Annotated in this window: 26 protein-coding genes; 4 read left to right on the top strand and 22 right to left on the bottom strand. The window is 71.8% G+C overall.

The annotated features are described in order from the left end of the window. Positions 1–251: 251 nt before the first annotated feature. The 7 genes from ACYVLT_RS21135 to thyX all read right to left on the bottom strand — a co-directional run bounded on the left by ACYVLT_RS21135 (position 252) and on the right by thyX (position 6778). Positions 252–821: a dienelactone hydrolase family protein gene (locus tag ACYVLT_RS21135; RefSeq protein WP_461121894.1), complete on the bottom strand. Its 570-nt coding sequence runs from the start codon at positions 819–821 to the stop codon at positions 252–254. 34 nt (positions 822–855) lie between these two features. Continuing rightward, positions 856–2538 (bottom strand): ribonuclease J, encoded by a 1683-nt coding sequence (locus ACYVLT_RS21130; RefSeq protein WP_461121893.1) that lies wholly within the window; start codon positions 2536–2538, stop codon positions 856–858. After that, on the bottom strand, positions 2535–3431 hold the full coding sequence (dapA, locus tag ACYVLT_RS21125) for a 4-hydroxy-tetrahydrodipicolinate synthase (RefSeq protein ID WP_461121892.1): 897 nt from the start codon (positions 3429–3431) through the stop codon (positions 2535–2537). The genes ACYVLT_RS21130 and dapA overlap by 4 nt, the downstream gene beginning before the upstream one ends. Before the next feature lie 38 nt (positions 3432–3469). After that, positions 3470–4090 (bottom strand): TIGR03085 family metal-binding protein, encoded by a 621-nt coding sequence (locus ACYVLT_RS21120; RefSeq protein WP_360447481.1) that lies wholly within the window; start codon positions 4088–4090, stop codon positions 3470–3472. 10 nt (positions 4091–4100) lie between these two features. Continuing rightward, entirely contained in the window at positions 4101–5537 is a 1437-nt protein-coding gene (locus ACYVLT_RS21115) for a serine/threonine-protein kinase (protein WP_461121891.1), read from the bottom strand. A 92-nt stretch (positions 5538–5629) separates the two neighbouring features. Next, positions 5630–6019 carry an ACT domain-containing protein gene (locus tag ACYVLT_RS21110; RefSeq protein WP_461121890.1) on the bottom strand — a complete coding sequence of 130 codons (390 nt, stop codon included), beginning with the start codon at positions 6017–6019 and terminating at the stop codon, positions 5630–5632. A 6-nt stretch (positions 6020–6025) separates the two neighbouring features. Then, positions 6026–6778, bottom strand: coding sequence for an FAD-dependent thymidylate synthase (thyX, locus tag ACYVLT_RS21105; RefSeq protein ID WP_461121889.1), 753 nt, complete (start codon positions 6776–6778; stop codon positions 6026–6028). 176 nt (positions 6779–6954) lie between these two features. Between thyX and ACYVLT_RS21100 the strand changes: the two genes are divergently transcribed. Beyond that, on the top strand, positions 6955–7476 hold the full coding sequence (locus ACYVLT_RS21100) for a toxin-antitoxin system HicB family antitoxin (RefSeq protein ID WP_461121888.1): 522 nt from the start codon (positions 6955–6957) through the stop codon (positions 7474–7476). An 11-nt stretch (positions 7477–7487) separates the two neighbouring features. Next, positions 7488–8375, top strand: a complete 888-nt coding sequence (locus ACYVLT_RS21095) for a DUF4097 family beta strand repeat-containing protein (RefSeq protein WP_461121887.1) — start codon at positions 7488–7490, stop codon at positions 8373–8375. A gap of 62 nt (positions 8376–8437) precedes the next feature. On the opposite strand, the gene ACYVLT_RS21090 is transcribed toward ACYVLT_RS21095, so the two are convergent. The 4 genes from ACYVLT_RS21090 to ACYVLT_RS21075 form a co-directional block, all read right to left on the bottom strand. After that, the gene (locus ACYVLT_RS21090) at positions 8438–9022 is read right to left on the bottom strand and encodes a TetR family transcriptional regulator (RefSeq protein ID WP_461121886.1); all 585 of its coding nucleotides are present in this window, start codon (positions 9020–9022) and stop codon (positions 8438–8440) included. A gap of 70 nt (positions 9023–9092) precedes the next feature. Continuing rightward, the gene (locus ACYVLT_RS21085) at positions 9093–10106 is read right to left on the bottom strand and encodes an aldo/keto reductase (protein WP_461121885.1); all 1014 of its coding nucleotides are present in this window, start codon (positions 10104–10106) and stop codon (positions 9093–9095) included. Positions 10107–10169: 63 nt separating this feature from the next. Next, complete coding sequence (locus tag ACYVLT_RS21080; protein ID WP_461121884.1) at positions 10170–11381, bottom strand: winged helix-turn-helix domain-containing protein; 1212 nt, start codon at positions 11379–11381, stop codon at positions 10170–10172. 25 nt (positions 11382–11406) lie between these two features. Continuing rightward, positions 11407–12303 (bottom strand): EamA family transporter, encoded by an 897-nt coding sequence (locus ACYVLT_RS21075; protein ID WP_461121883.1) that lies wholly within the window; start codon positions 12301–12303, stop codon positions 11407–11409. 63 nt (positions 12304–12366) lie between these two features. On the opposite strand from ACYVLT_RS21075, the gene ACYVLT_RS21070 reads away from it, so the two are divergent. After that, a complete protein-coding gene (locus ACYVLT_RS21070; protein ID WP_461121882.1) occupies positions 12367–12918 on the top strand; it encodes a GNAT family N-acetyltransferase in 552 nt (183 codons plus the stop codon). 21 nt (positions 12919–12939) lie between these two features. Next, on the top strand, positions 12940–13440 hold the full coding sequence (locus tag ACYVLT_RS21065; protein WP_461121881.1) for a hypothetical protein: 501 nt from the start codon (positions 12940–12942) through the stop codon (positions 13438–13440). Here ACYVLT_RS21065 and ACYVLT_RS21060 read toward each other — a convergent pair. From ACYVLT_RS21060 to ACYVLT_RS21010, 11 genes are all read right to left on the bottom strand, one after another. Continuing rightward, positions 13388–13804: a hypothetical protein gene (locus ACYVLT_RS21060; RefSeq protein WP_461121880.1), complete on the bottom strand. Its 417-nt coding sequence runs from the start codon at positions 13802–13804 to the stop codon at positions 13388–13390. The genes ACYVLT_RS21065 and ACYVLT_RS21060 overlap by 53 nt on opposite strands. A 62-nt stretch (positions 13805–13866) precedes the next feature. Next, positions 13867–14649, bottom strand: coding sequence for a cellulose-binding domain-containing protein (locus ACYVLT_RS21055; RefSeq protein WP_461121879.1), 783 nt, complete (start codon positions 14647–14649; stop codon positions 13867–13869). A gap of 215 nt (positions 14650–14864) precedes the next feature. After that, the gene (locus ACYVLT_RS21050; RefSeq protein WP_360447451.1) at positions 14865–15332 is read right to left on the bottom strand and encodes a tetratricopeptide repeat protein; all 468 of its coding nucleotides are present in this window, start codon (positions 15330–15332) and stop codon (positions 14865–14867) included. A gap of 16 nt (positions 15333–15348) precedes the next feature. Next, positions 15349–16140 carry a 4-hydroxy-tetrahydrodipicolinate reductase gene (gene dapB / locus ACYVLT_RS21045; protein WP_461121878.1) on the bottom strand — a complete coding sequence of 264 codons (792 nt, stop codon included), beginning with the start codon at positions 16138–16140 and terminating at the stop codon, positions 15349–15351. Beyond that, the gene (locus ACYVLT_RS21040; protein WP_461121877.1) at positions 16137–17543 is read right to left on the bottom strand and encodes a M16 family metallopeptidase; all 1407 of its coding nucleotides are present in this window, start codon (positions 17541–17543) and stop codon (positions 16137–16139) included. Before ACYVLT_RS21040 ends, dapB begins: the two co-directional genes overlap by 4 nt. Then, positions 17540–19786 (bottom strand): polyribonucleotide nucleotidyltransferase, encoded by a 2247-nt coding sequence (locus ACYVLT_RS21035; RefSeq protein WP_461121876.1) that lies wholly within the window; start codon positions 19784–19786, stop codon positions 17540–17542. Before ACYVLT_RS21035 ends, ACYVLT_RS21040 begins: the two co-directional genes overlap by 4 nt. A 227-nt stretch (positions 19787–20013) precedes the next feature. Then, positions 20014–20283, bottom strand: coding sequence for a 30S ribosomal protein S15 (gene rpsO / locus ACYVLT_RS21030; protein WP_360447442.1), 270 nt, complete (start codon positions 20281–20283; stop codon positions 20014–20016). A gap of 122 nt (positions 20284–20405) precedes the next feature. After that, entirely contained in the window at positions 20406–20858 is a 453-nt protein-coding gene (locus tag ACYVLT_RS21025) for a 2'-5' RNA ligase family protein (protein WP_461121875.1), read from the bottom strand. Between the two features lie 3 nt (positions 20859–20861). Further along, a complete protein-coding gene (locus ACYVLT_RS21020) occupies positions 20862–21347 on the bottom strand; it encodes a helix-turn-helix transcriptional regulator (RefSeq protein WP_360447438.1) in 486 nt (161 codons plus the stop codon). 91 nt (positions 21348–21438) lie between these two features. Further along, the gene (locus tag ACYVLT_RS21015) at positions 21439–22380 is read right to left on the bottom strand and encodes a bifunctional riboflavin kinase/FAD synthetase (RefSeq protein ID WP_461121874.1); all 942 of its coding nucleotides are present in this window, start codon (positions 22378–22380) and stop codon (positions 21439–21441) included. Between the two features lie 47 nt (positions 22381–22427). Further along, positions 22428–22814, bottom strand: a complete 387-nt coding sequence (locus ACYVLT_RS21010; protein ID WP_461121873.1) for a hypothetical protein — start codon at positions 22812–22814, stop codon at positions 22428–22430. Positions 22815–22872: the final 58 nt, after the last annotated feature.

Genomic DNA, 22872 nt, shown 5'->3' with positions numbered 1-22872 from the left:
GCCGTTCCGCGTGCCGCGCGGGCACGTGCCGGACGGACGTCCAGGCCGCTGAGCCGCCGCCGAGCCGACCGGCGGCCATGAGCACGCCCGCGCGGACCGCCGCGACCACTCCGCGCGGCCGATACGAGAGCGGAAGGGTGGGCACCGGTGGTTCCCCGGTGCCCACCCCGCCGTGATGGCTGACGACGTCGACCGCGATCACCCCGGTCAGGCCGGCAGGGGCGGGTGCACGGCACGTCCGGCGTCGAGGATCAGTTCAGGAACGCGAGCACGCGCTCCATCAGCAGCACCGCCGCCACCTCGTCGTAGGACGACAGGCTCGGGTCGGCGAACAGGTGCCGGTCGCCGGGGTAGAGGAAGAGCTCCCCGTCCGCCGCGCCCGCCACCAGGGCACGCGCGGCGTCGAGGTCGCCGTCGTCCACGAACAGCTCGTCGGCCGCCATGGCGTGGACCTGGACCGGCACGCTCGCCGGCCACGCCGGGCCGAACTCCGACACCGGCACGCACGCGCTGAACAGCAGCGCGCCGGCGGCTCCCGGCTTGGTCTGCGCCAGCATCTGCGCGGGCAGCACGCCGAGCGAGAACCCCGCGTACACGACGTCCGAGGGCAACCCCTCGGCGGCGACGAGGCCGCGTTCGGCGATCGTGCCGAACCCGACCTGCTCCGCGTAGTCCAAGCCGTCGCCCAGGTCCACGAACACCCGGCCCTCGTACAGGTCCGGCACGTGCACGGTGTGCCCGGCCTGCGCCAACTGCTCGGCGAAGGTCGCGACACCGGGCGTCAACCCGTGCGCGTGGTGGAACAGCAGCACCTCGGCCACGTCACGTCCTCCCAGCCACGCGCATCGCGGGCGGTCAGTTCACGGGGATGATGGTCGGCACGATCATCGGCCGCCTGCGGTAGGTCTCGGCGACCCAGCGGCCCACCACGCGGCGCACGGCCTGGGCGATGCGGTGCGAGTCGGTGATCCCCTCGGCCTCCGTGCGGGACAGCTCCATCTCCACCAGGGAGATGGCCTGGTCCAGGGCCTTCGGGTCGTCGGAGAACCCGCGGCCGGACACGGTCGGCGGTGCGACCGCGCGACCGTTGGTGGAGTCCACCGCCACCGTGATGGCGATGAACCCGCCCTCGCCGAGCACGAGCCGGTCGGACAGGGTCGACTCGCCGACGTCGCCGACGGACAGGCCGTCGACGTAGACGTGGCCGACCTCGACCTTGCCGCTGATCGCCGCCTTGCCGTCGACCAGGTCGACCACCACGCCGTCCTCGGCGATGACGACCCGCTCCGCGTCCACGCCGGTCGCCACGGCCAGCGCCGCGTTCGCCCGCAGGTGCCGCCACTCGCCGTGCACCGGCATCACGTTCGACGGCCGCACGGCGTTGTAGAGGAACAGCAGCTCACCGGCCGGCGAGTGGCCGGAGACGTGCACCTTGGCGTTGCCCTGGTGGACGACCGTCGCGCCGAGCCGGGCCAGGCCGTTGACCACGCCGAACACCGCGTTCTCGTTGCCCGGGATCAGCGACGAGGCCAGCACGATCGTGTCACCGGCCTTGATCGAGATCTGCCGGTGCTCGCCGCGCGCCATCCGCGACAACGCCGACAGCGGCTCGCCCTGCGACCCGGTCGACACGAACATCACCTGGTCCTCGGGCATCTCCATGGCCTCGTTGAGGTCCACGAACAACCCCTCCGGCACGTTCAGGTAGCCCAGTTCCGCCGCGATGCCCATGTTGCGCACCATCGACCGGCCGACCAGCGCCACCCGCCGCCGGTACTGCACGGCCACGTCCAGCACCTGCTGCACGCGGTGCACGTGGGAGGCGAAGCACGCGACGATCACGCGCTGGTTGGCCTTGCGGACGACGTTCTCCAGCACCGGCCCGATCTCGCGCTCCGGCGCGACGAACCCCGGCACCTCGGCGTTGGTCGAGTCGACCAGGAACAGGTCGACGCCCTCGTCGCCGAGCCGGGAGAACCCGGCCAGGTCGGTGAGCCTGCCGTCCAGCGGCAACTGGTCGAGCTTGATGTCGCCGGTGTGCAGCACCAGCCCGGCGGACGTGCGGATGGCCACCGCGACCGCGTCCGGGATGGAGTGGTTGACCGCGAAGAACTCCAGGTCGTACGGCCCGTACGAGCGGCGCTCGCCGTCGGTGATCTCGAACAGCCGCGGCGTCTGGCGGTGTTCCTTGCACTTCGCCGCGAGCAGCGCCAACGTGAACCGCGAGCCCACCACCGGCAGGTCGGGGCGCAGCTTGAGCAGGAACGGCACCGCGCCGATGTGGTCCTCGTGCCCGTGGGTGAGCACCAGCGCCTCGATGTCGTCCAACCGGTCCTCGATGGCCCGGAAGTCCGGCAGGATCAGGTCGACGCCAGGCTGGTCGTCCTCGGGGAAGAGCACGCCGCAGTCCACGACGAGCAGCCGGCCGGCGTGCTCGAACACCGTCATGTTGCGGCCGATCTCGCCAATTCCGCCCAGTGCGACGACGCGCAGACCTCCGTCGGGCAGTGCGAGCGGGGGTGAGTTCGGGTTGATCACGCGTTGACTCCCAATTCGGCCTCGACGGCCTCGATGTCCTCGGTTGAAGCGGGTACCAGCGGCAGCCTCGGGTCGCCCACGTCCAGACCTCGCAGCCGCAGCGCGGTCTTGGCGTAGGTCACGCCGGGCATCCGGCTGAAGGGCCGCAGCAGCGGCAACAGCGACTGGTGGATCGCGGTGGCGCCGGCGACGTCGCCGGAGGAGAACGCGTCGAGCATGTCGCGCAGCCGGTCCGCGGCGATGTGCGAGATGACGCTGACGAAGCCGACCGCGCCGACCGACAGCCACGGCAGGTTCAGCGGGTCGTCACCGGAGTAGTAGGCCAGGTCGGTGGCCGCGATGACCTTGCTGCCCGCGAGCAGGTCGCCCTTGGCGTCCTTCACCGCGACGATGCGCGGGTGCTCGGCGAGCCGCAGCAGGGTCTCCACCTCGATGGGGATCACGGTGCGCGGCGGGATGTCGTACAGCATCACGGGCACGCCGACCTGGTCGGCCACGGTGGTGAAGTGCGCGTGCACACCCTCCTGGGTGGGCCGCGAGTAGTACGGGGTGACCAGCAGCAGACCGTGCGCGCCCGCCGCCTCGGCCTGCTTGGCCAGGTGCACGCTGTGCGCGGTGTCGTACGTGCCCGCGCCGCTGACCACGGTCGCGCGGTCGCCGACCGCCTCCACCACGGCGCGGATCAGGTCCGCCTTCTCCGCGTCGCTGGTGGTCGGGCTCTCACCGGTGGTCCCGTTGACCACGAGACCGTCGTTGCCCAGCTCGACCAGGTGTTCGGCGAGCTGCCGCGCCTTGTCCAGGTCCACCGCCCCCTCCGCGTCGAACGGGGTGACCATGGCGGTGAGCACGCGGCCGAAGGGACGGCCGGGCGAGGCGGTAGGACTTCCGGTCATATGCGGAAATCTACCGCGTCACCCTCGGCAAGCTGCGACTACATGCTCCGGTCGAGGGCGCGCACCAGCCGCACCGCCTCGTCCGCGCCGTCGTACTCCACCCGTGCGGCGGCCCGGCCGAACACGTGCACCAGCAATTCCGAGACCTGCCCGGTCAGCACCACGGGGTTCGCGCCACGCCTGGCCACGACCACCTCGCCGTCCGGGCGGCGCAGCACGACCCCGACCGGGCTCTTGCGGTACATCAGCCGGGCGGTGGGCGCGAGCCGCCGCCACAGCACCGCGTCTCGTACCGGATCGGGTGAACGGGGCTCCCAGTCGGGGCGGGCCCGGCGCACGTCCTCGTGGTGCACGAAGTACTCGACGGAGTTGACCAGCTCGTCGACCAGCGCGTACGGCGAGAACCGGGGCGGGCCGACGCGGACCAGCCCGACCAGCTCGTCCCACGGCCTGGCCGCGTAGGCGTCCTGGACCCGCCGGGTGTGCGCGGCCAGCGGCTTGGCCAGGATGCCCGCCGCCGCGTCCGGGCGGCGTTCCCGCAGCACCAGGTGGGCGGCCAGGTCACGGGTGCGCCACGGGTCGCACAACGTGGGCGCGTCCGGCCCCACCTCGGCGAACAGCTCGGTCAACAGCCTGCGTTCGTCCTGCGCGACGCCCATGGGGCCCACGTTACTTGGCGTACACCTGGTCCTTCAGCGCGGTGCCGTCCTTGTTCCACAGCACGCAGACCACGTCGCGGAATCGCTTGCCCGACGACGAGGAGGACGACGGGTCGTCCGCCCAGATGCCCGCCGTGGGCACGACGGCGAGGTAGCGCAGCGTGGACTGCTTGTCCTCCACCGGGACGCGCTCGGACATGAAGTACATCGTGCAGAAGTCCTCGGCGTAGTTGCGCAGCCACTGGTCACCCGGGTAGGGCATCTTGTCCGACCCGAACGGCTCGGCCGCCGCGAAGACCTCGACCCGGTGCGGCTCCTCGCAGTCGGTGTAGTTGACCGTGGTGTTGGGGTCGACCAGGTTGTCGCCGCACTGCCCGTTGCCCGGCTTGAACTGGGCGGCCTCGATCGTGCCGCCGGGACCGTAGGTGACCGTCTGCGCCATCGCGGCGGGCGGCCGGTCGGTGAACAGCCACCGGCCGAGGAACACGCCGCCGACCAGCAGCACCACCGCCGCGATCGCCGTGGCGGTGATCAGCAGGCCCTTCAGCCACGGCTTGCGCACCGCGGTCGGCTGGGCGTAGTGCATGGTCGGGTTCTGCGGCGGCACGCCGAACCCGGTCGGCGGCGTCGGCTGGGCGGCGGCGCGTTCCAGCATGGCGCGCGCCTGGGGGCCGGTCAGCCTGGCGTTCGGGTCGGGCATCAGCAGGCCGGTGATCACCGCGCCGAGCACGCCGTGCGCCCTGGTCACCCGCGGCATCTCGTTCATGATCGCGTGCAGGGTGGACGCGGTGGTCGAGCGCTCGTAGGGGTTGGCGCCCTCCACGGCGTAGCAGAGGGTCGCGCCCAGCGCCCACAGGTCGGAGGCCGGCGAGGCCTCGTTGCCGTGGATGCGCTCGGGCGACATGTAGGCGGGCGAGCCGATCAGGCTGCCGCTGGTGGTCAGCCGCGGGTCGTCCACGGCCTGGGCGATGCCGAAGTCGGTGAGCTTCACCCGGCCGTTGGGCGTGATCATGAGGTTGCCGGGCTTCACGTCCCGGTGCACGATCCCGGCCTGGTGCGCGGAGTCCAGGGCGGACAGCGCCTGCACGGCCATCGAGACGACCCGGTCCTGCGGCATCGGGCCGTGCGCGCTGACGAGGGTGGACAGCGTGGCCGCCTCGACCAGCTCCATCACGATGTAGGTCATGCCGCCCTCGGCGACCACGTCGAACACGGTGACCACGCCGGGGTCGTTCAACCGGCCCGCGGTGCGCGCCTCGCGGAGCACCCGCTCCTCCAGCACCCGGCGCTCCTCCAGCGCGATGCCGTCGGGCAGGTGCAGCTCCTTGATGGCCACCTGGCGGCCGATCACGTTGTCCTGCGCGCGCCAGACGACGCCCATGCCACCGCGCCCCAGCTCGGCGAGCAGGGTGTACCTGCCCGCGATCACTCGGGGTCGGTCGCTCACACCTTGCGTCGGACCAGTCACCGTCACTCCTCGAAACCCCGACCGCGGACCGGCGGAACGCTACTTCAGACCCCGCGTCGCCCGATCCGGTTTCACGGTTTCGTGACTTCGTGCCCCGAGGCGCGCAACGCCTGCACGGCACGGGCCAGGTCACCGGTCTTCACCAGCAGGTGGTCGGTGTCGTAAGTGGACAGGGCGAACAGGCTCACGCCCGCCGCGGCCAGTTCGCCGGACAGGGCGGCCATGATGCCCGTGAGCGTGAACTCCAGCGGACCGCGCACGGTCAGCAACCGCCACCCCGGCTGCGCGGTCTCCACCCGGGGCGCGTGCTCGACCGGGCACACGATCGACAGCTCGTCGGGCGTCCTGGTCACCGAGACCAGGCCGGGCGCGTCGAGCAGGCCCGCCGGGACCGGCGCGTCGGCGGGCAGCCGCGCGACCGCGTACTCGCCCGGCCGGACGTCGACGATCAGCCGCTTCACCGGCCGTCAGCCTTCGGTGACCAGCGGGCTGGACGCGACCTCGGTGCCGTCGGACAGCGTCGAGATGGTGAAGTCGGCGAACACGTTGGCCGCCGCCTTCTGCAGCTCGCGCAGGCACTCCACGGCCAGGGCGCGGATCTCCACGTCGGCGTGCTCGGTGGCGCGCATGGCGATGAAGTGCCGCCACGCGCGGTAGTTGCCGGTGACCACGATGCGGGTCTCGGTGGCGTTGGGCAGGATCGCGCGGGCCGCCTGGCGGGCCTGCTTGCGGCGCAGGGTCGCGCTGGGCACGTCGGAGAACTTCTCCTCCAGGCCCTTGAGCAGCTCGTTGTAGGCGTCGACGCTGGCCTGGGCGGCGGCGAGGAACTTCTCGTGCAGCTCGGGGTCGCCCGCGATGACGTCCGGCTCGACCATGGCGGCGTTGCGCTCGGGCACGTACCGCTGGGACAGCTGCGAGTACGAGAAGTGGCGGTGCCGGATCAGCTCGTGGGTCAGCGACCGGGAGATGCCGGTCAGGTAGAAGCTGACCGAGCCGTGCTCCAGCACGGACAGGTGGCCGACCTCGATGATGTGCTTGATGTAGCCGGCGTTCGTGGCGGTGGCCGGGTTCGGCTTGGTCCACGACTGGTAGCAGGCGCGGCCGGCGAACTCCGCCAGCGCCTCGCCGCCGTCGGCGTCGGTGGACCACGGGACGTCCGCAGGCGGGAAGAACTCCGTCTTCGCGATGAGCTGGACCTGTGGCGACACCGTTTCGGTCACGACGAACCTTCCTTGGAGCGGGGCTTCCGCCAGGCAGCCTAGTCGAGCCGCGCAGAGCAATCTTTGAGCGTACCGCGCGGGCTCGGCCCGGTCACCGGCCTCACTCGACCTGTGCTGTCATGAACGACATCACCTGTTTCCTTGACTGATGTCAGATTTGACGTCATGGTGGTGTCATGGATCTGTCGCCGTACATCGCAGCGCTGCGCGAGGACCTCGCGACGGCCGCGTCCGCCGGGGACGACAACACCCGGCGCACCGCGGCCCTGCTGTCCGCAGCTTTGGAGCCCGCCGCGCGGCTCGCGCTCATGAACGCACTGTCCGACCTGGCCGCGGAGGTCACCGCGGCCCTCGACGGCCCCGTGGTCGACGTGCGGTTGGACGGACGGGACGTGCAGGTGGTCGTCACCGGCGCGGCCGCTCGGGAAGAACACGAACCCGAGCCGCAGGAAGTTCCCCGGCCCGCCGCGGGCGACGCCACGCGCGTCACGCTGCGGCTGCTGGACGAGCTGAAGGCCAAGGCGGAACAGGCCGCCGCGGCCCAGGGGATGTCGTTGAACACGTTCGTCGCCCAGGCCGTGCAGGGCGCGGTCGGCGGGCGGCGCGGTGGCGGCCACAAGCACTGGGGACCGCCGAAGGACCAGTCGGGCGGCGACTCGTCGTCGTCCTCCCGCGTCCGCGGCTGGGTGCAGGGCTGAGGAGGGGGATCATGGAATCGGATGTCGTGCGGCAGCAGAGCTTCGAGGTCGAGGGTGTCGTCGAGATCGACGTGGCGCTGCTCGCCGGTCGGGTGCGGGTGCACCTGCTGGACGAGCCGGGCGTGCACGTCGAGGTCAAGCACGACCCCTCGCCGGGCGAGTCCTGGACGGCAGGCCTGTCCGGGCTGCTGAGCTGGGTGAACGACCAGTTCGGCAACGGGAAGGGGCAGCCCGCCGGTCCGGCGGAGGCGGTGCGGGACGCGCGGCTGGAGCTGTCCGGCACGCGGGTGGCGGTGCACTCCTCCAAGGCGCTGCCGCTGCGCGCGGTGCCGCTGAGCGTGACCGTGCGGGCGCCGATCGGCTCGCACGTGATCACCAAGGCGGGGTCGGCGGACGTGACGGTGACCGGCGCGGCGGGCCGGCTGGAGGTCCAGACCGGCACCGGTGACGTGACCGCGGACCGGGCGGACGCGTCGTCGCAGGTCAACTCGGGCTCGGGCAAGTTGCGGCTCGGGCCGATGCTGGGCGGGTTGCGGGCGAAGACCGGCAGCGGCGACATCGAGGTGTCGTCGGTCGGCGGGAACACCGTGGTCTACACCGGCACCGGCGACGTGTGGCTCGGCGCCGTGCAGAACGACGTGCAGGTGCGGACGGGCAGCGGTGACGTCACCGTGGCCGACGCCGCGTCGGGCCGGATCCAGCTGGGCACCGGCTCGGGCGACGTCCGCGTGGGCGTGCGGCCCGGTGTGGCGGCGCGGGTCGACCTGGCCTCCAGCTCGGGCGCGGCGCGCAGCGACCTGGACGTCTCCGACACCCCGCCGGAGACCGAGCCGGCACTGGTCATCACCGGCCGGACCAGCAGCGGCACGGCCCTGGTCACCACCGCGACCACCACCTGACCGACCAACGTCCCTGAACCAGCCGCGGCGTGCGCACCCCCGATGCGCACGCCGCGGCGTTCCTACCTGTGGGCCCGGAGCCCCGCGACCACGAGCGACACCACGGCGTCGAACGACGCGTCGGCGTCCGGGGCGGACCAGTCGGCGGCGTGGGCCGGGTCGTGGAAGCGGGACGTGGCGTCGAACACGGCCCGGGCGCTCATGGCCGGGTCCGGGGTGGTGAAGTCGCCGGACGCCACGCCGTCGGCGACGATCCTGGTCAGTTCGGCCACCATGTCCGCGATGTGCTGGGCGACCACGGTGCTGTTCTCCTTCACCAGCACGGAGAACGTGGCGAACAGCTCCGGGTCGCCCAGCGCCTTCTTGCGCTTGGCCTCGAAGAGCGCCGCCAGCCAGTCGCGCAGGCGTTGCGGCGCGGGGGTGTCGGCGGCGGCCACCTCGGCCAGGCCCGCGTGTGCCCGGTCGAGCCAGCGCTGGGTGACGGCCTCGCGCAGCGCCGTCTTGGTCGGGAAGTGCCGGTAGACGCTGCCGTGGCTCACGCCCAGCGCCCGGGCCACGTCCACGACCGTCGCCTTGGCCGGGCCGTAGCGGCGCAGGACGTCCTCGGTGGTGCCGAGGATGACCTCCGCGGTCAGCGCTTCCGCCACGTGGTGCTCCCTGGTGTCGCGGGCTGGTCCGGTCCATTGTGCGCGCACCGGCCGCCGGCCCGGCCCGAGGTCAGTGCTCGCTGTCCAGGTGCGCCATCTGGGCCGGCGCGTAGCGCTCGCCCGCCACGGCGTCGGCGGGGATCGCCGACTGGATCCGGGCCAGGTCGGCCTCGGTGAGGGTGACGTCCAGCGCGCCGAGCGCCTCGGTCAGGCGGTCACGGCGGCGGGCGCCCACCAGCGGGACGATGTCGTCGCCCTGGGCCAGGACCCAGGCGATGGCCAGCTGCGCGACCGTGACGCCCTGCTCGGCGGCGACCGCGCGCAGGGCCTCGACCAGCGCCAGGTTGCGGTCGAGGTTGTCGCCCTGGAAGCGCGGCGAGACGGCGCGGAAGTCGGCGACCTGCCTCGACGCCGTCCAGTGGCCCGAGATCAGGCCGCGCGACAGCACGCCGTACGCGGTGATGCCGATGCCCAGCTCGCGGGCGGTCGGGAGGATCGCCTGCTCGATGCCGCGGGAGATCAGCGAGTACTCGATCTGGAGGTCGACGATCGGGTGGACCGCGTGCGCCCGGCGCAGCGTGTCCGCGCCGACCTCGGAGAGGCCGATGTGGCGCACACGGCCCTTCTCGACCTCCTCCTTGATCGCGCCGACCGTCTCCTCGATCGGGACGGCCGGGTCGAGGCGGGCCGGGCGGTAGACGTCGACGTGGTCGGTGCCCAGCCGCCGCAGCGTGTAGGCGAGGAAGTTGCGCACGGCCTCGGGGCGGTTGTCGTTGCCGTGCCAGCCGCCGTCCGCGTCGCGCAGCGCGCCGAACTTCACGCTGATCGCCACGTCGTCGCGGTTGCGGTCGCGCAGGGCCTGGCGGATCAGCAGCTCGTTGTGGCCCATGCCGTAGAAGTCGCCGGTGTCGAGCAGGGTGACGCCCGCGTCGACGGCGGCGTGGACGGTGGCCACGCTCTCGGCCTCGTCGGCCGGGCCGTACAGGTCGGACATGCCCATGCAGCCGAGGCCGAGCGCGGACACCTCGGGGCCGGTCGAGCCCAAGCGCCGACGAGCGGTCACGCCGTTGGTGGAGTTCGTCATGACTCCACTATGAGTGTTGGACTGACAGATTTCAACTTCTGTCAGTCCACCGAGTGGCCGAAGTCACCGCGCCACCGCCGTCAACACGGGTGCGAGGTCGCCCTTGGGGACGACTTCCACGTGCTCCAGCTCCAGCCAGTCGGCCATGTGGCGCAGCTCGGCGGCCAGCTCGACCGCGACCCGGCCCACGTCCGCGGTCGGCTCCGAGTACGCCGCCTGCACCCGCAACACGCCGGCGGCCCGGTCCGCCTTCAGGTCCACCCGCCCGACCAGCTCGCCGTCGAGCAGGAACGGGAACACGTAGTACCCGTGCACCCGCTTCGGCGCGGGCACGTAGATCTCGATCCGGTAGAAGAAGTCGAAGATCCGCTCCGTCCGGGCCCGTTCCCAGATCAGCGGGTCGAACGGGCACAGCAGCGCGCGCCCGGTGATCCGACGCGGCACGCGCGCCTCGACGTGCAGGTACGCGGGCACGCCCCAGCCCCGCACCTCGACCGGCTCCAGCACCCCGGCTTCCACCAGCTCCGCCACCGCCTGCCGACTGCGGCCCGGCTGCAAGCGGTAGTAGTCACGCAGGTCCGGCTCCGTCGCCACGCCCAGCGCCGTCGCCGCACGGGTGACCAGCTCGCGCGCGCCCTCCTCCGCCGAGACCGACGTCCGCCTGGCGAGCACCTCGGGCGGCAGCACGCGTTCGCTCAGGTCGTACAGCCGCTCGAAGCCGCGCCGCGACCCGGTCGTCAGCACGCCCTCGCCGAACAGGTACTCACAGACCTTCTTGACCTCGGACCAGTTCCAGCCCCAGTGCTCCTTGGCCCGCGGCCCGCCACCGGCCAACGCCTTCTCGATCGCGCCCGCGCCGACCGGCCCCAGCTCCTTGACCACCGCCAGGATGTCGTCCACGAGCTGCGGCGAGCCCTCGGCGATCGCCGTGTAGTTCTTCCACCAGCCCGCGCGCTTGGCCCCGGAGTGCAGCAGCGCCCAGTCCTCCACCGGCACCAGGCTCGCCTCGTGCGCCCAGTACTCCACCAGCAGCCGCGGCTTGCGGGGGCTGTGCGACCACGCGGCGTCGTCGACCAAGGACGGCGCGTAGGCGCCGAGCCTGCTGAACAACGGCATGTAGTGCGCGCGGACCGCGACGTTCACCGAGTCGAGCTGGAGCAACCGGACCCGGGACAGCACCCTCTGCAGGTGCCGCCGGGTGGGCGCGGAAGCGGGCCGCGGATCGGCGAAACCCTGTGCCGCCAGCGCGATGCGGCGGGCGACGTCTGCGCTCATCTTCTGCACGGCTGGATACTCCCACTCAGGTCCGACACTCCCGCTCAGCCCGCTCAGCCCGCTCAGCCCGCTCGGCCCGATCGGCCCGCACGACCAGCACCACCGCCACGACCACGAGCGCACCGCCGAGCAGCTGGAACGGCCCGAACGTCTCGTCGGCCAGCCACACCCCCAGCACCACCGCGATCACCGGGTTCACGTACGCGTAGGTCGCCACCGTGGACACCGGCAACTGGCCGAGCACGTACACGTACGAGCTGAACGCCAGCAACGACCCGAACACCACCAGGTACCACCAGGCCACCCACGACGACGTGGTGATCGCGCCGAACGACACCCGTTCCCCCGCGACCAGCCCCACCACCGTCAACGCCGCCCCACCGGCCAGCATCTCCACCGCAGACAGGGCGAACGGGTTCGCGGGCGTGTCCAGCCGACTGCTCAGGAACGACCCCAGCGCCCACCCGAACGCCGCCAGCAGCACCACCCACGGCCCCCACCACGACGACTCACCCATGTCGTCCAGCAACAAGGCGGCCAGCCCGACCAACCCGATGGCCACGCCCGCGTACGTCACCGCCCGCGGCCGCTCACCGGCGAACCGCCGCATCAGCACCACGTACAGCGGCACGGACGCCACCAGCAGCGCCGCCAACCCCGACGCCACGGACTGCTCGGCCAGCACCACGAGCCCGTTGCCCCAGGCGGGCAGCAGCAACCCGAGCAGCACCGCCGACCCGAACTGCCGCCGCGTCATCCGCAGCCCGCCCCGCCAGGCCACGAGCAGCGCCAGCACCGCACCCGCGATGAGGAACCTCGTCCCTCCCGACAACAGCGGTGGCATCGACTCGATGCTGAACTTGATGGCCAGGTAGGTCGAACCCCAGACCACGTACACGACGCCCAACGCTGCCCAACGCACCACGCCACGCTTTCACGCCACACCGGGCGGAATCACGCGGGTTTCCGCCGCTAGGGTTCCGACATGGCCGACGCCACAGTGCGCACCGCGCAGCCCGACGACGTGGCGGAGATCGCCCGCATCCACCGCGACACCTGGCGCACCGCCTACCGGGAGCTCGTGCCCGCCGAGGTGCTCCAGGCGATCGACGTGGACGACACCGCGCGGGCGTGGGCCGAGGCGGTCGACCGCGGCCAGGTGTTCGTCGCCGCCGAGGCCACCTGGACGGTCGGCTTCTGCGTCGCCGGGATCGCTCCCGAGGGGGAAGTGGCGCACGCGGACGGCTCGCTGCCCGCCGACGCGGCGACGACGGCGCTGGTGAGCGTGCTCGTGGAACCGCGCTGGGGACGGCGCGGTCACGGCGGCAGGCTGCTCGCCACGGCCGCCCACCACCTGCGCGAAGCCGGCGCCACGAGGGGCATCGCGTGGGTGCCCGAAGCGGACCAGGCCTCGATCGGCTTCTACGGCAAGGCGGACTGGGCGGCCGACGGCACGGTGCGCACCCTGGACGCCGGTGGGCGACCGCTGCGGGAAATAAGGGTTACCGGGGGGTTGTCCCTACTGCTCGAACCTTGACCGCGGAGGTAGCCTCGCCGGGTGCTCGGGTGGTTGTGCCTCACGTTCAGCGTTGCCTTCGGCTCCGCGCTGTTACCCCTGATCAGCATCGAGATCTTCGTGATCGGGCTGGTGACCCAGCAACCGGGCATCTCGTGGTGGTGGATCGGGCTCGCGGTGGCCGTGGGCCAGGTGCTGGGCAAGATGTTCTACTTCCTGGCCGCGCGCGGCTCGCTGCGCCTGCCCGCGTTCATGAGGCGCAAGGAGAAGCAGGCCAAGCCGTTGTCCCCGTGGCGGCAGAAGTGGCGCACCCGGTTGGAATGGGTGCGCGTGCGCTGCCACCGGCACCCGCACTGGATGTTCGGCACGCACGCGGTGAGCTCGGTGGTCGGCCTGCCGCCGTTCATGTTCACCACGGTGCTCGCGGGTCTGGCGGGCATGTCGTCCTGGCTGTTCATCTCCACCGGCATGGTCGGCCGGTTCGCCCGGTTCAGCGTGCTCGCCGCGTCGCCCGCCGCGGTGGCCGGCTGGTGGGTGCACTGACACCGCTCGACGCACTGACGCCGGTCGGCGCGCCGGCATCGCGCTGGTGGCGCACCAGGCGCTGCTCGGGCAGCGTCAGCCCGTAGTGGTCGTGCAGCTCGGCCTGCTCGGCCTCGGACAGCTCCCGGTCGCCGACCTTCGGCGCGTCCTCGACCTCCCGCTCCTCCACCGGCACCACCAGCCTGCGGTCGCGCACCTGGGCGCCGCGGATGGGCACGAGGGTGGTCCCGGTGTCCCGGCGCACGGAGGCCCACAGCGGCCGGTCACCGGCCAGCCACAGCCCCGCGACCGGCCCGATGGGCCGGCCGTGCCGATCCAGCACGTCACAGTCGTAGAGGCGGTCGACCGCCACTGCACGATCCATGCCTCATCGGCTACCCGGCCATCTGGGTGATCGCACGCTGAACCACCCGGTCGTGTGACCCCCTAAGGCCGGCCGGCGTCGTCACCCGCTCGGCGGAGGTGGCGGCGCACCACCAGCAGCACGGCGAGGCCCACCGTCCCCACGAGCAAGCTGATGACCAGTCCCAGGCGCAACGCGTCCACACCGCTCTCCGGGCTCACGTCCGCGGACAGCACGACCGCGGGCTTCGGCGACGCCGTCGGCCAGTCGAACGTGCCGGACGCCGCCGCCGACGACGTGGCCGGCTCGGTCGTGGTCGCCGACGAGGACGCGGCCGACGACGTCGTGGTGGCGGTGGTCGTCGTCGTGGTGGTCGTGGCGGGCGGCGCGGTGGTGGGCGACGGCGTGGACGGCTGCGCCGGCGCACCGCCCGTCGTCGTGGCGGCCACGGGTGCGCCGGTGCACGGCACGCCGTCGACGGTGAACGACGTCGGCGCGGGGTTCACGCCCGACCAGGTGCCGTTGAAGCCGACCGTCACCGACCGGCCCGTGCCCAGCGCGCCGTTGTAGCCGGTGTTCCTGACCCGCACGGTGCTGCCGGACTGGGTGAACACGCCGTTCCACGTCTCGGAGGTGATCCGCTGCCCGGCGGTGAACGCCCACTCCAGGGTCCAGCCCGACAGCGGGTCGCCGAGGTTGGTCACGGTGACCCGCGCGCCGAACCCGCTCCGCCACTGTTCGGTGACGTCGTAGTCGACGTCGCAGCCCACCGCGGCGCCCGCCGTGGCCGTCGGGGTGACGAGGCCGACCGCGACCAGGGCGGTGGCGACGGCGAGAGCCACCCGGACGATCCGAGCGAGGTGCATGGGTACTCCTGGGGACGGGCGGCGGGTCGCCTGATTCTTCCCCAGGAGGTCGGCGTGGTCAGCCGAGTGCGAGCGCGACGCTCACGGCGGTCGCGATGACCACGCAGGCAACGGTCAGCCTCAGGTTCTCGCAGGTTTTAGCCACATCACCCACGGTAACGACGCTTACCGAAAGATCCAAGGCAAGAAGGCGTTAACGCCGAATGAATCGCGTCTCACTCAGCGTCTTGCGCACGATTCGTCGGCGACTGGAATAGGTCGATGGCCTGGCGCATGGTCTCCCGCGCCCGACCCCGGTCCCCGGCGAGGTCGTAGGCCTGCGCCAGCAGGAACCACGCCCGCCAGTCCTCGCGCCGCGCCTCGACGTCGGCCAGGCGCTGCTCGAACCACGCGTCGGCCGCGTCCCGGTCCACCCGCCCGGACGGGCGACGCGGCAACCCGGACGTGTCGAGGAGACCGCCCTCGGCGTCGAGCTGCCGCGCCATCCGCTCGGTGGTGAAGCCGAACCGCAGGTTCGTCCACGCGATCCACGCGCCGATCAGCGGTAGCACCAGCACGCCGACGCCCAGGCCGATGCCGACCGGGTCGCCGGTGCCCAGCAGCACCACTGCCCGCCCGCCCAGCAGCACGAAGTACACCGCCAACGCGGCGGTGATCAGGAACGCGACGGTGCGGGTCGTCATCGGCTCGCGGACCCGCTCAGAGGCTCATGTACTTGTCGAGCCCCACGGACAGCCCGGGGTGTCCCGCGATCGACCGCACGGCCAGCAGCACGCCCGGCATGAACGACTTGCGGTCCAGCGAGTCGTGCCGCAGCGTCAGCGTCTCGCCCTCCGTGCCGAACACGACCTCCTGGTGCGCGATCAACCCGGCCACCCGCAGCGAGTGCACGCGGACGTCACCCACGAGCGTGCCGCGCGCGCCCGGGGCCTCCTGCGTCGTCGCGTCCGGCATCGGCCCCAGGCCCGCCGCCGCACGCGCCTGTGAGATCAGCCGGGCGGTGTGCGCGGCGGTGCCGGAGGGCGCGTCCACCTTGCGCGGGTGGTGCAGCTCGACGACCTCGACCGACTCGTAGTACGGGGCGGCCAGCTCGGCGAACCGCATGGACAGCACCGCGCCGATGGCGAAGTTCGGCGCGATCAGCACGCCCAGCTCCGGCTTCGGCTCCAACCACTCCGCGACCGTGCCCAGCCGCTGCGCGTCGAACCCGGAGGTGCCGACGACGGCGTGGATGTCGTTGTCGACGCAGAACCGGATGTTGTCCATCACCACCTCGGGGCTGGTGAAGTCGACCGCGACCTCGGCCCCGGCGTCGGCCAGGTTGAACAGCCAGTCGCCCGCGTCGACCATGGCGACGACTTCCATGTCCGACGCGGCCTCGACCGCGCGGCACACCTCGGCGCCCATGCGGCCCCTGGCGCCGATGACGGCCACCCGGAGGGGTTCGGCCGAAGACCTGCTCGCGGGGTCGAGCGGGGACTGGGAACTCAAGAGATCACCTCGTGCACCTGGGACGGCAGATCGTCGGCGTGAGCGTAGGGCCCGACCACGGCGGCGGCGACGGGGCGTCGCAGCAAGTCCCGCGCCAACGTCGCCACGTCCGCCGCGGTGACCTCGTCGATGCGCGCCAACGTCTGCTCGACCGACAGGTAGTCGCCGTAGTTCAGCTCGCCCTTGCCGATGCGCGACATCCGCGAGCTGGTGTCCTCCAGGCCCAGCACGAGCCCGCCGCGCAGCTGACCCTTGCCGCGGGCCACCTCCGCGTCGCCCAGCCCGTCACGGGCCACCGTGGACAGCACGTCGCGCACCACACCGGCCACGTCGCCGAGCCGGTCCGGCTGGCAGCCCGCGTACACCGACAACGTGCCCGCGTCCGCGTAGAGACCCACCGACGAGTACACCTGGTACGCCAGGCCACGCCGTTCCCGGACCTCCTGGAACAGCCGCGAGCTCATGCCGCCGCCCAACGCGGCGTTGAGCACGTTCAACGCGAACCGGCGCTCGTCGTGCCGGTCGAGCCCGCGCACGCCCAGCATCAGGTGCGCCTGCTCGGTGTCGTCGGAGTGGAGCACCAGCTTGCGGGAACCGGGGATGCGGGCCCGGCCGGCGCGCGGTGCGACGGGCGTGCCGACGCGGTCCAGCCGGTCGCCGATCTGCTTGCGCGCCAAGCGCATCACGTGCGCGTGGTCGATGTTGCCCGCCACCGCGAGCACCATCCGCGGCAGCGTGTAGCGCCTCTTGTAGAAGCCGAACAGCGCGTCGCGGTCCATGTCGCCGATGCTCTGCTCGGTGCCCAGCACCGGCCGCCCCAGCGCGTGCTCGCCCAGCAGGGCGTCGAGGAACGCGTCGTGCAACAGGTCTTCCGGGTCGTCGTCGCGCATCGCGATCTCTTCGAGCACCACGCCGCGCTCGGTCTCGAAGTCGCGCCGCTCGCACAGCGCGTCGAACACCACGTCGCACACCAGGTCCATCGCCAACGGCAGGTCCTCGTCCAGGACGTGCGCGTAGTAGCAGGTGTGCTCCTTGGCGGTGAAGGCGTTCAGCTCGCCGCCGACCGCGTCGATCTCCTCGGCGATCTGCGCCGCCGTGCGGTTCGCCGTGCCCTTGAACAGCAGGTGCTCCAGGTAGTGCGCGGCGCCCGCGACATCGACCCGCTCGTCGCGCGACCCGACCTGCACCCACAGGCCGACCGACGCCGAGCGGACACCGGGGATGCGCTCGGTGATGACCCGCAGCCCGGACGGCAGCAGGCTGCGGCGCACGGTCACGCCGCCGTCACCGCGTTCCAGCGCCACCGTGCTGCCGGGCTTCTGGAGGTGCCCGAGCCTGCGCGCAAGCGGACGGCCGCGGGTGCCGGAAGCACCCGCGGCCGTCCCGTTGACGCTCGTCGTCACTGCGCCGGGGCCTCGGAGACCTCGGCGGGTGCGGCGTCCTGCGCGGGGTTGTCGGCGGCCGGGGCCGCCTCCGCGTCCTCGTTCACCAGCACCAGGCTGATCTTGCCGCGCTGGTCGATGTCCGCGATCTCCACGCGGAGCTTGTCGCCGACGTTGACCACGTCCTCGACCTTGTTGATGCGCTTGCCGTTGCCCAGCTTGGAGATGTGGATCAGGCCGTCCTTGCCCGGGAGCAGGGACACGAACGCGCCGAACGCCGCGGTCTTCACCACGGTGCCCAGGAAGCGCTCGCCCACCTTCGGCAGCTGCGGGTTCGCGATCGCGTTGATCAGGTCGATCGCGGCCTCGGCCGACGGGCCGTCCGCCGCGCCGACGTAGATCGTGCCGTCGTCCTCGATGGAGATGTCGGCACCGGTCTGCTCGGTGATCGAGTTGATCATCTTGCCCTTCGGGCCGATGACCTCGCCGATCTTGTCGGTCGGGATCTTGACCGACGTCACGCGCGGCGCGAACGGGCTCATCTCGTCCGGGCTGTCGATGGCCTCGGCCATGACCTCCAGGATGGTCAGGCGCGCGTCACGGGCCTGACCCAGGGCGCCCGCCAGCACGTCGGACGGGATGCCGTCGAGCTTGGTGTCGAGCTGGAGCGCGGTGACGAACTCCTTGGTGCCGGCGACCTTGAAGTCCATGTCGCCGAACGCGTCCTCGGCGCCCAGGATGTCGGTCAGCGCGACGTACTCCGTCTTGCCGTCGACCTCGTCGGACACCAGGCCCATCGCGATGCCCGAGACCGGCGCCTTCAGCGGCACGCCGGCGTTGAGCAGCGACATCGTGGACGCGCAGACCGAGCCCATCGACGTCGAGCCGTTGGAGCTCAGCGCCTCGGACACCTGGCGGATCGCGTAGGGGAACTCCTCGCGCTTGGGCAGCACGGGCATGAGCGCCCGCTCGGCCAGCGCGCCGTGGCCGATCTCGCGGCGCTTGGGCGAGCCCACGCGGCCGGTCTCACCGGTGGAGAACGGCGGGAAGTTGTAGTGGTGCAGGTAGCGCTTGTGCGTCTCCGGGGACAGCGAGTCGATCTGCTGCTCCATGCGCAGCATGTTGAGCGTGGTGACACCCAGGATCTGGGTCTCGCCGCGCTCGAACAGCGCCGAGCCGTGCGCCCGCGGGATCAGCTCGACCTCGGCCGACAGCGACCGGATCTCGGTGAGGCCGCGGCCGTCGATGCGCACCTTGTCGCGCAGGATGCGCTGGCGCACGAGCTTCTTGGTCAGCGAGCGGAAGGCCGCGCCGACCTCCTTCTCGCGACCCTCGAACTGCTCGGCCAGCTTCTCCAGCACCGACGCCTTGATCTCGTCGATGCGGGACTCGCGCTCCTGCTTGCCGCCGATGCTCATCGCCTGCGCCAGCTCGCCGGACGCGGCCTGCTCGACGGCCTCGAAGGCGTCGGCCTGGTAGGCCGGGTAGGTCGGGAACTCGCCGGTGGCCTTCGCGGCGACCTGCGCCAGCTGGGCCTGCGCGTCGCACAGCGCCTTGATGAACGGCTTGGCCGCCTCCAGGCCCGCGGCCACGACCTCTTCGGTGGGCGCCTGCGCGCCGTCGCCGATCAGGTCGATGACGTTCTCGGTGGCCTCGGCCTCGACCATCATGATCGCGACGTCGTCACCGACGACACGGCCGGCGACGACCATGTCGAACACGGCCTTCTCCAGCTGCTCGTGGGTCGGGAACGCCACCCACTGGCCCTCGATCAGCGCCACCCGGACGCCGCCGATGGGGCCGGAGAACGGCAGGCCCGCGAGCTGCGTGGACGCGGACGCGGCGTTGATCGCCACGACGTCGTACAGGTCCTGCGGGTTCAGGCTCATCACCGTGATGACAACCTGGATCTCGTTGCGCAGACCGTCCACGAAGGACGGGCGCAGCGGCCGGTCGATGAGCCGGCAGGTCAGGATCGCGTCGGTCGACGGGCGGCCTTCGCGGCGGAAGAACGAGCCGGGGATGCGGCCCGCGGCGTACATCCGCTCCTCGACGTCCACCGTGAGGGGGAAGAAGTCGAAGTGCTCCTTGGGGTGCTTCGACGCGGTCGTCGCCGACAGCAGCATCGTCTCGTCGTCCAGGTAGGCGACGACCGAACCCGCCGCCTGGCGGGCCAGGCGACCGGTCTCGAAGCGGATGGTGCGCGTGCCGAACCGACCGTTGTCGATCGTGGCTGAAGTCTCGTGGACCTCGATGTCCGTCATATGTGGTACTCCTCGTCATCCGGGTCACAGCGCGCTCAGGGCGCGGGATCGCGGTTCGGACGAGGCCGGTCTTCGATCGAAGTCCCCTGGGTTTCGTCTACCAGGGGGCCACTACCGAGGACCGGCGAACTGTCGTCCCGGGCGCCGCGCGTGCTTCCCTCTTCATTGTTTTTCGCGAATAACACCGAGGGGGAGTGACCGTGGTGGTCACTCCCCCTCGGCACGTCTCACCTGCGCAGGCCGAGCCGACCGATCAGGTCGCGGTAGCGCTGGATGTCCACCTTCGAGAGGTAGTTGAGCAGCCGGCGACGCCGGCCGACCAGCAGCAGCAGGCCACGACGCGAGTGGTGGTCGTGCTTGTGCGTCTGGAGGTGCCTCGTCAGGTCGGCGATGCGCTTGCTCAGCAGCGCGACCTGGGCCTCGGCGGAACCGGTGTCCGTGTCGTGGACGCCGTACTCGGCGAGGATGGTCTTCTTTTGCTCGGTGGTCAGTGCCACGTGCTTGTTACTCCTTGTACTGGTTAAGTCCCGTGCGGCCCCACGTGAGCGGGGTAGTCGGTACTGGCCGCCACGGACCGCAGCCAGACCCAAATGTCGAGGTTACCAGCAGGGGCCGCGCGCTACGCGTTTGACGTGCGCAAGGGCACTCGGTCGAGCACGGTGTAGCCCTCCGCCGGGTCGCTGCGCACCAGTGCGACCTCCGTGGCGGTCCACTCACCACCGGTGAAGTCCACGAGCGGCAGCACGGCGCCGCGGGCCACGGTGAGGTGCGGTCGCCAGTCGGGCGGCACGCGTGCCGCCTCGCCCACCTCGTGCAGGTCGCCGTCCACGCCGATCCACAGCACCTGGCGGAACGTGCCGCTGCCGCGCAGCCGGAGCACCGGCGCGGTCACGCGGTCGAGGCCGTCGAGCGGGTCGGTGGGCGCGGTCCCACCGTAGAAGCGGACGGTGACGTGCCAGCGGGCCGGGTGCTGCCAGCGCAGGCGGGGGTGGGCTCGGCGCAGCGGGCGCAGGGCGTCGTGCAGCTCGTCGACGGCGTCGGGGGGCGGGAAGACGGCGGAGAAGAGGCTCACCGGTCAGGCTTCGGGGACCTTGCCCGCACGGCGGAGCAGCTCGGCCAGAGCGGGGAAGTCCTCGCCCAGCACGTCCGCGGCCTGCGACAGCTCGCGGCGGTCGGCCAGCCGGCGCAGGAACGGGAACACCACGGCCTCGGCGTCGGCGGCGTTCACGGGCAGTGAGTCGCGGCTCACCGTCGGCTTCGACTGGCGAACGTCCTCCAGCGCGCGCTGCAACGCCTCGGGGGCGCCGGAGGCCACGTCGGGGGTGAGGACCTTGCGCTCCAACATGATCATCCGGGCCAGCACGGAGGGGTTGCCGATCTTGGCCCGCCGGCCGCTCATCACCTGGCTCAGCATGGGGGCGCTGATGCCCAGCACGTCCGCGAGCTGGGCCTGGGACACGCTGAACGCGACCACGAGCCGACGCACCCGGTCGCCCAAGGGTTCCCCGTACCACTCTCGCTGCAACGCGAGGTTGCGCTGGACGATCTTGTGGTCCTCCACCTTCGCCTCTCCCCTGACCGACGGACGTCACAGGCATCTTGCCAGGTCGTCCGGTGTCACACGGCGGGTTCCACCCACCTGGTTCAACCCGTCAGGCGTCACCCGGATCCGTCAGGAGGTCACGCGTCGTGGCCACGTCGCGGTGCATCTGCTCCAGCAGCGCCTCGACGCTGTCGAACTTCTCCATGTCCCGCAGCCGGTGCACGAAGTCCAGCGCCACCCGCTGCCCGTAGAAGTCCTCGTCCACGTCGAGCACGAACGCCTCGACCCGCCGTTCCCGGCCGGAGAACGTCGGGTTGGTGCCCACGCTCACCGCGGCCTTGAGACGACGGCCCGAGCCGTGCACGAACCAGCACGCGTACACGCCGTCCGCGGGCACGGCGGCGAACCGCGTGGTGGACAGGTTGGCCGTCGGGAAGCCCAACTCCTTGCCACGCCCGTCGCCGCGCACCACGATGCCCTCCAGCCGGTGCGGCCGGCCGAGCGCGTGCGCCGCCGCCGCCACGTCGCCGGCGTCGATGCACGCCCGGATGTAGGTCGACGAGTACGTCACCCCGTCGTCGGTCACCAGATCCGCCCCCTCGGTCACGAAACCGAACCGCTTGCCCAGCGCGCGCAACAGGTCCACGTTGCCCGCCGCCTTGTGGCCGAACGTGAAGTTCTCACCCACCACCACGGCCGCCACGTGCAGCCGGTCCACCAGCACCTCGTGCGCGAACTCGTCGGCCGGGGTGCGCGCCACCTCGGCGGTGAACGGGATCACGCAGAACACGTCCACCCCGAGGCCCTCGACCAACTCCGCGCGCCGGCGCAGGCTCGTCAGCTGGGCCGGGTGGCTGCCCGGTCGGACCACTTCGGACGGGTGCGGGTCGAAGGTGATCAGGACGCTCGGCACGCCCTTGTCGGCGGCCGACTCGACCGCCCGGTTGATCAGCGCCTGGTGCCCCCGGTGCACACCGTCGAACACCCCGATCGTCACCACGCAACGACCCCAGCCGCCCGGCAGGTCGTCGAGCCCTCTCCAGCGTTGCACGGCGGCAAGCCTAGGCGGTCGGCCCCGGCGCACCGTTCGAGGTGGGCCTAGCCGCGGTTGATGTCACGCCCGGCTTGGTGGATCGTGCTGCCCTCGCGCGCGACCGCGGTCTGGTTGACGGTGGTCGGCGAGTTGATGGTGACCGAGCCCAGCTCACCTGCCTGCACCAGGCCGCCGGTCACCGTGCCGTTGACGGTGTTGTGCACGGTGGCCGCCGGCGGTTGGGGCTTCACCTCGGGCGCGGGCTCGGCGGTCGGTTCGGCCGCGCGCGCGGCCGGTGCCACGCGCAGGGCGATGACCACGCCCAACGCCGTGAGCAGCGCGACCGTCACCCACGCCCACGGGTTCGCGCGGCCGTCGGTGGCCAGGTTGATCGCCACTCCCGTGGCCGAGGTCACCACGCCGGCCGCGGCCGGCCACACCCATCTCGCCATGGTCACCACGGTAGGCCTTGCCCGGCCCGCTTGGTAAGCGTTCCGAACACCGGACCCC

Source organism: Saccharothrix stipae (assembly GCF_054781895.1).
The sequence above is the reverse complement of the archived record's forward strand: the minus strand, read 5'-3'. Positions and strand labels throughout refer to the sequence as shown.

Coding starts and splice junctions, on each gene's coding strand:
- dapA (WP_461121892.1), bottom strand. CDS start 3,431: ATGACCGGAAGTCCTACCGCCTCGCCCGGCCGTCCCTTCGGCCGCGTG.
- ACYVLT_RS21120 (WP_360447481.1), bottom strand. CDS start 4,090: ATGGGCGTCGCGCAGGACGAACGCAGGCTGTTGACCGAGCTGTTCGCC.
- ACYVLT_RS21100 (WP_461121888.1), top strand. CDS start 6,955: ATGGATCTGTCGCCGTACATCGCAGCGCTGCGCGAGGACCTCGCGACG.
- ACYVLT_RS21095 (WP_461121887.1), top strand. CDS start 7,488: ATGGAATCGGATGTCGTGCGGCAGCAGAGCTTCGAGGTCGAGGGTGTC.
- ACYVLT_RS21085 (WP_461121885.1), bottom strand. CDS start 10,106: ATGACGAACTCCACCAACGGCGTGACCGCTCGTCGGCGCTTGGGCTCG.
- ACYVLT_RS21080 (WP_461121884.1), bottom strand. CDS start 11,381: ATGAGCGCAGACGTCGCCCGCCGCATCGCGCTGGCGGCACAGGGTTTC.
- ACYVLT_RS21070 (WP_461121882.1), top strand. CDS start 12,367: ATGGCCGACGCCACAGTGCGCACCGCGCAGCCCGACGACGTGGCGGAG.
- ACYVLT_RS21060 (WP_461121880.1), bottom strand. CDS start 13,804: ATGGATCGTGCAGTGGCGGTCGACCGCCTCTACGACTGTGACGTGCTG.
- ACYVLT_RS21055 (WP_461121879.1), bottom strand. CDS start 14,649: ATGCACCTCGCTCGGATCGTCCGGGTGGCTCTCGCCGTCGCCACCGCC.
- ACYVLT_RS21050 (WP_360447451.1), bottom strand. CDS start 15,332: ATGACGACCCGCACCGTCGCGTTCCTGATCACCGCCGCGTTGGCGGTG.
- ACYVLT_RS21035 (WP_461121876.1), bottom strand. CDS start 19,786: ATGACGGACATCGAGGTCCACGAGACTTCAGCCACGATCGACAACGGT.
- ACYVLT_RS21010 (WP_461121873.1), bottom strand. CDS start 22,814: ATGGCGAGATGGGTGTGGCCGGCCGCGGCCGGCGTGGTGACCTCGGCC.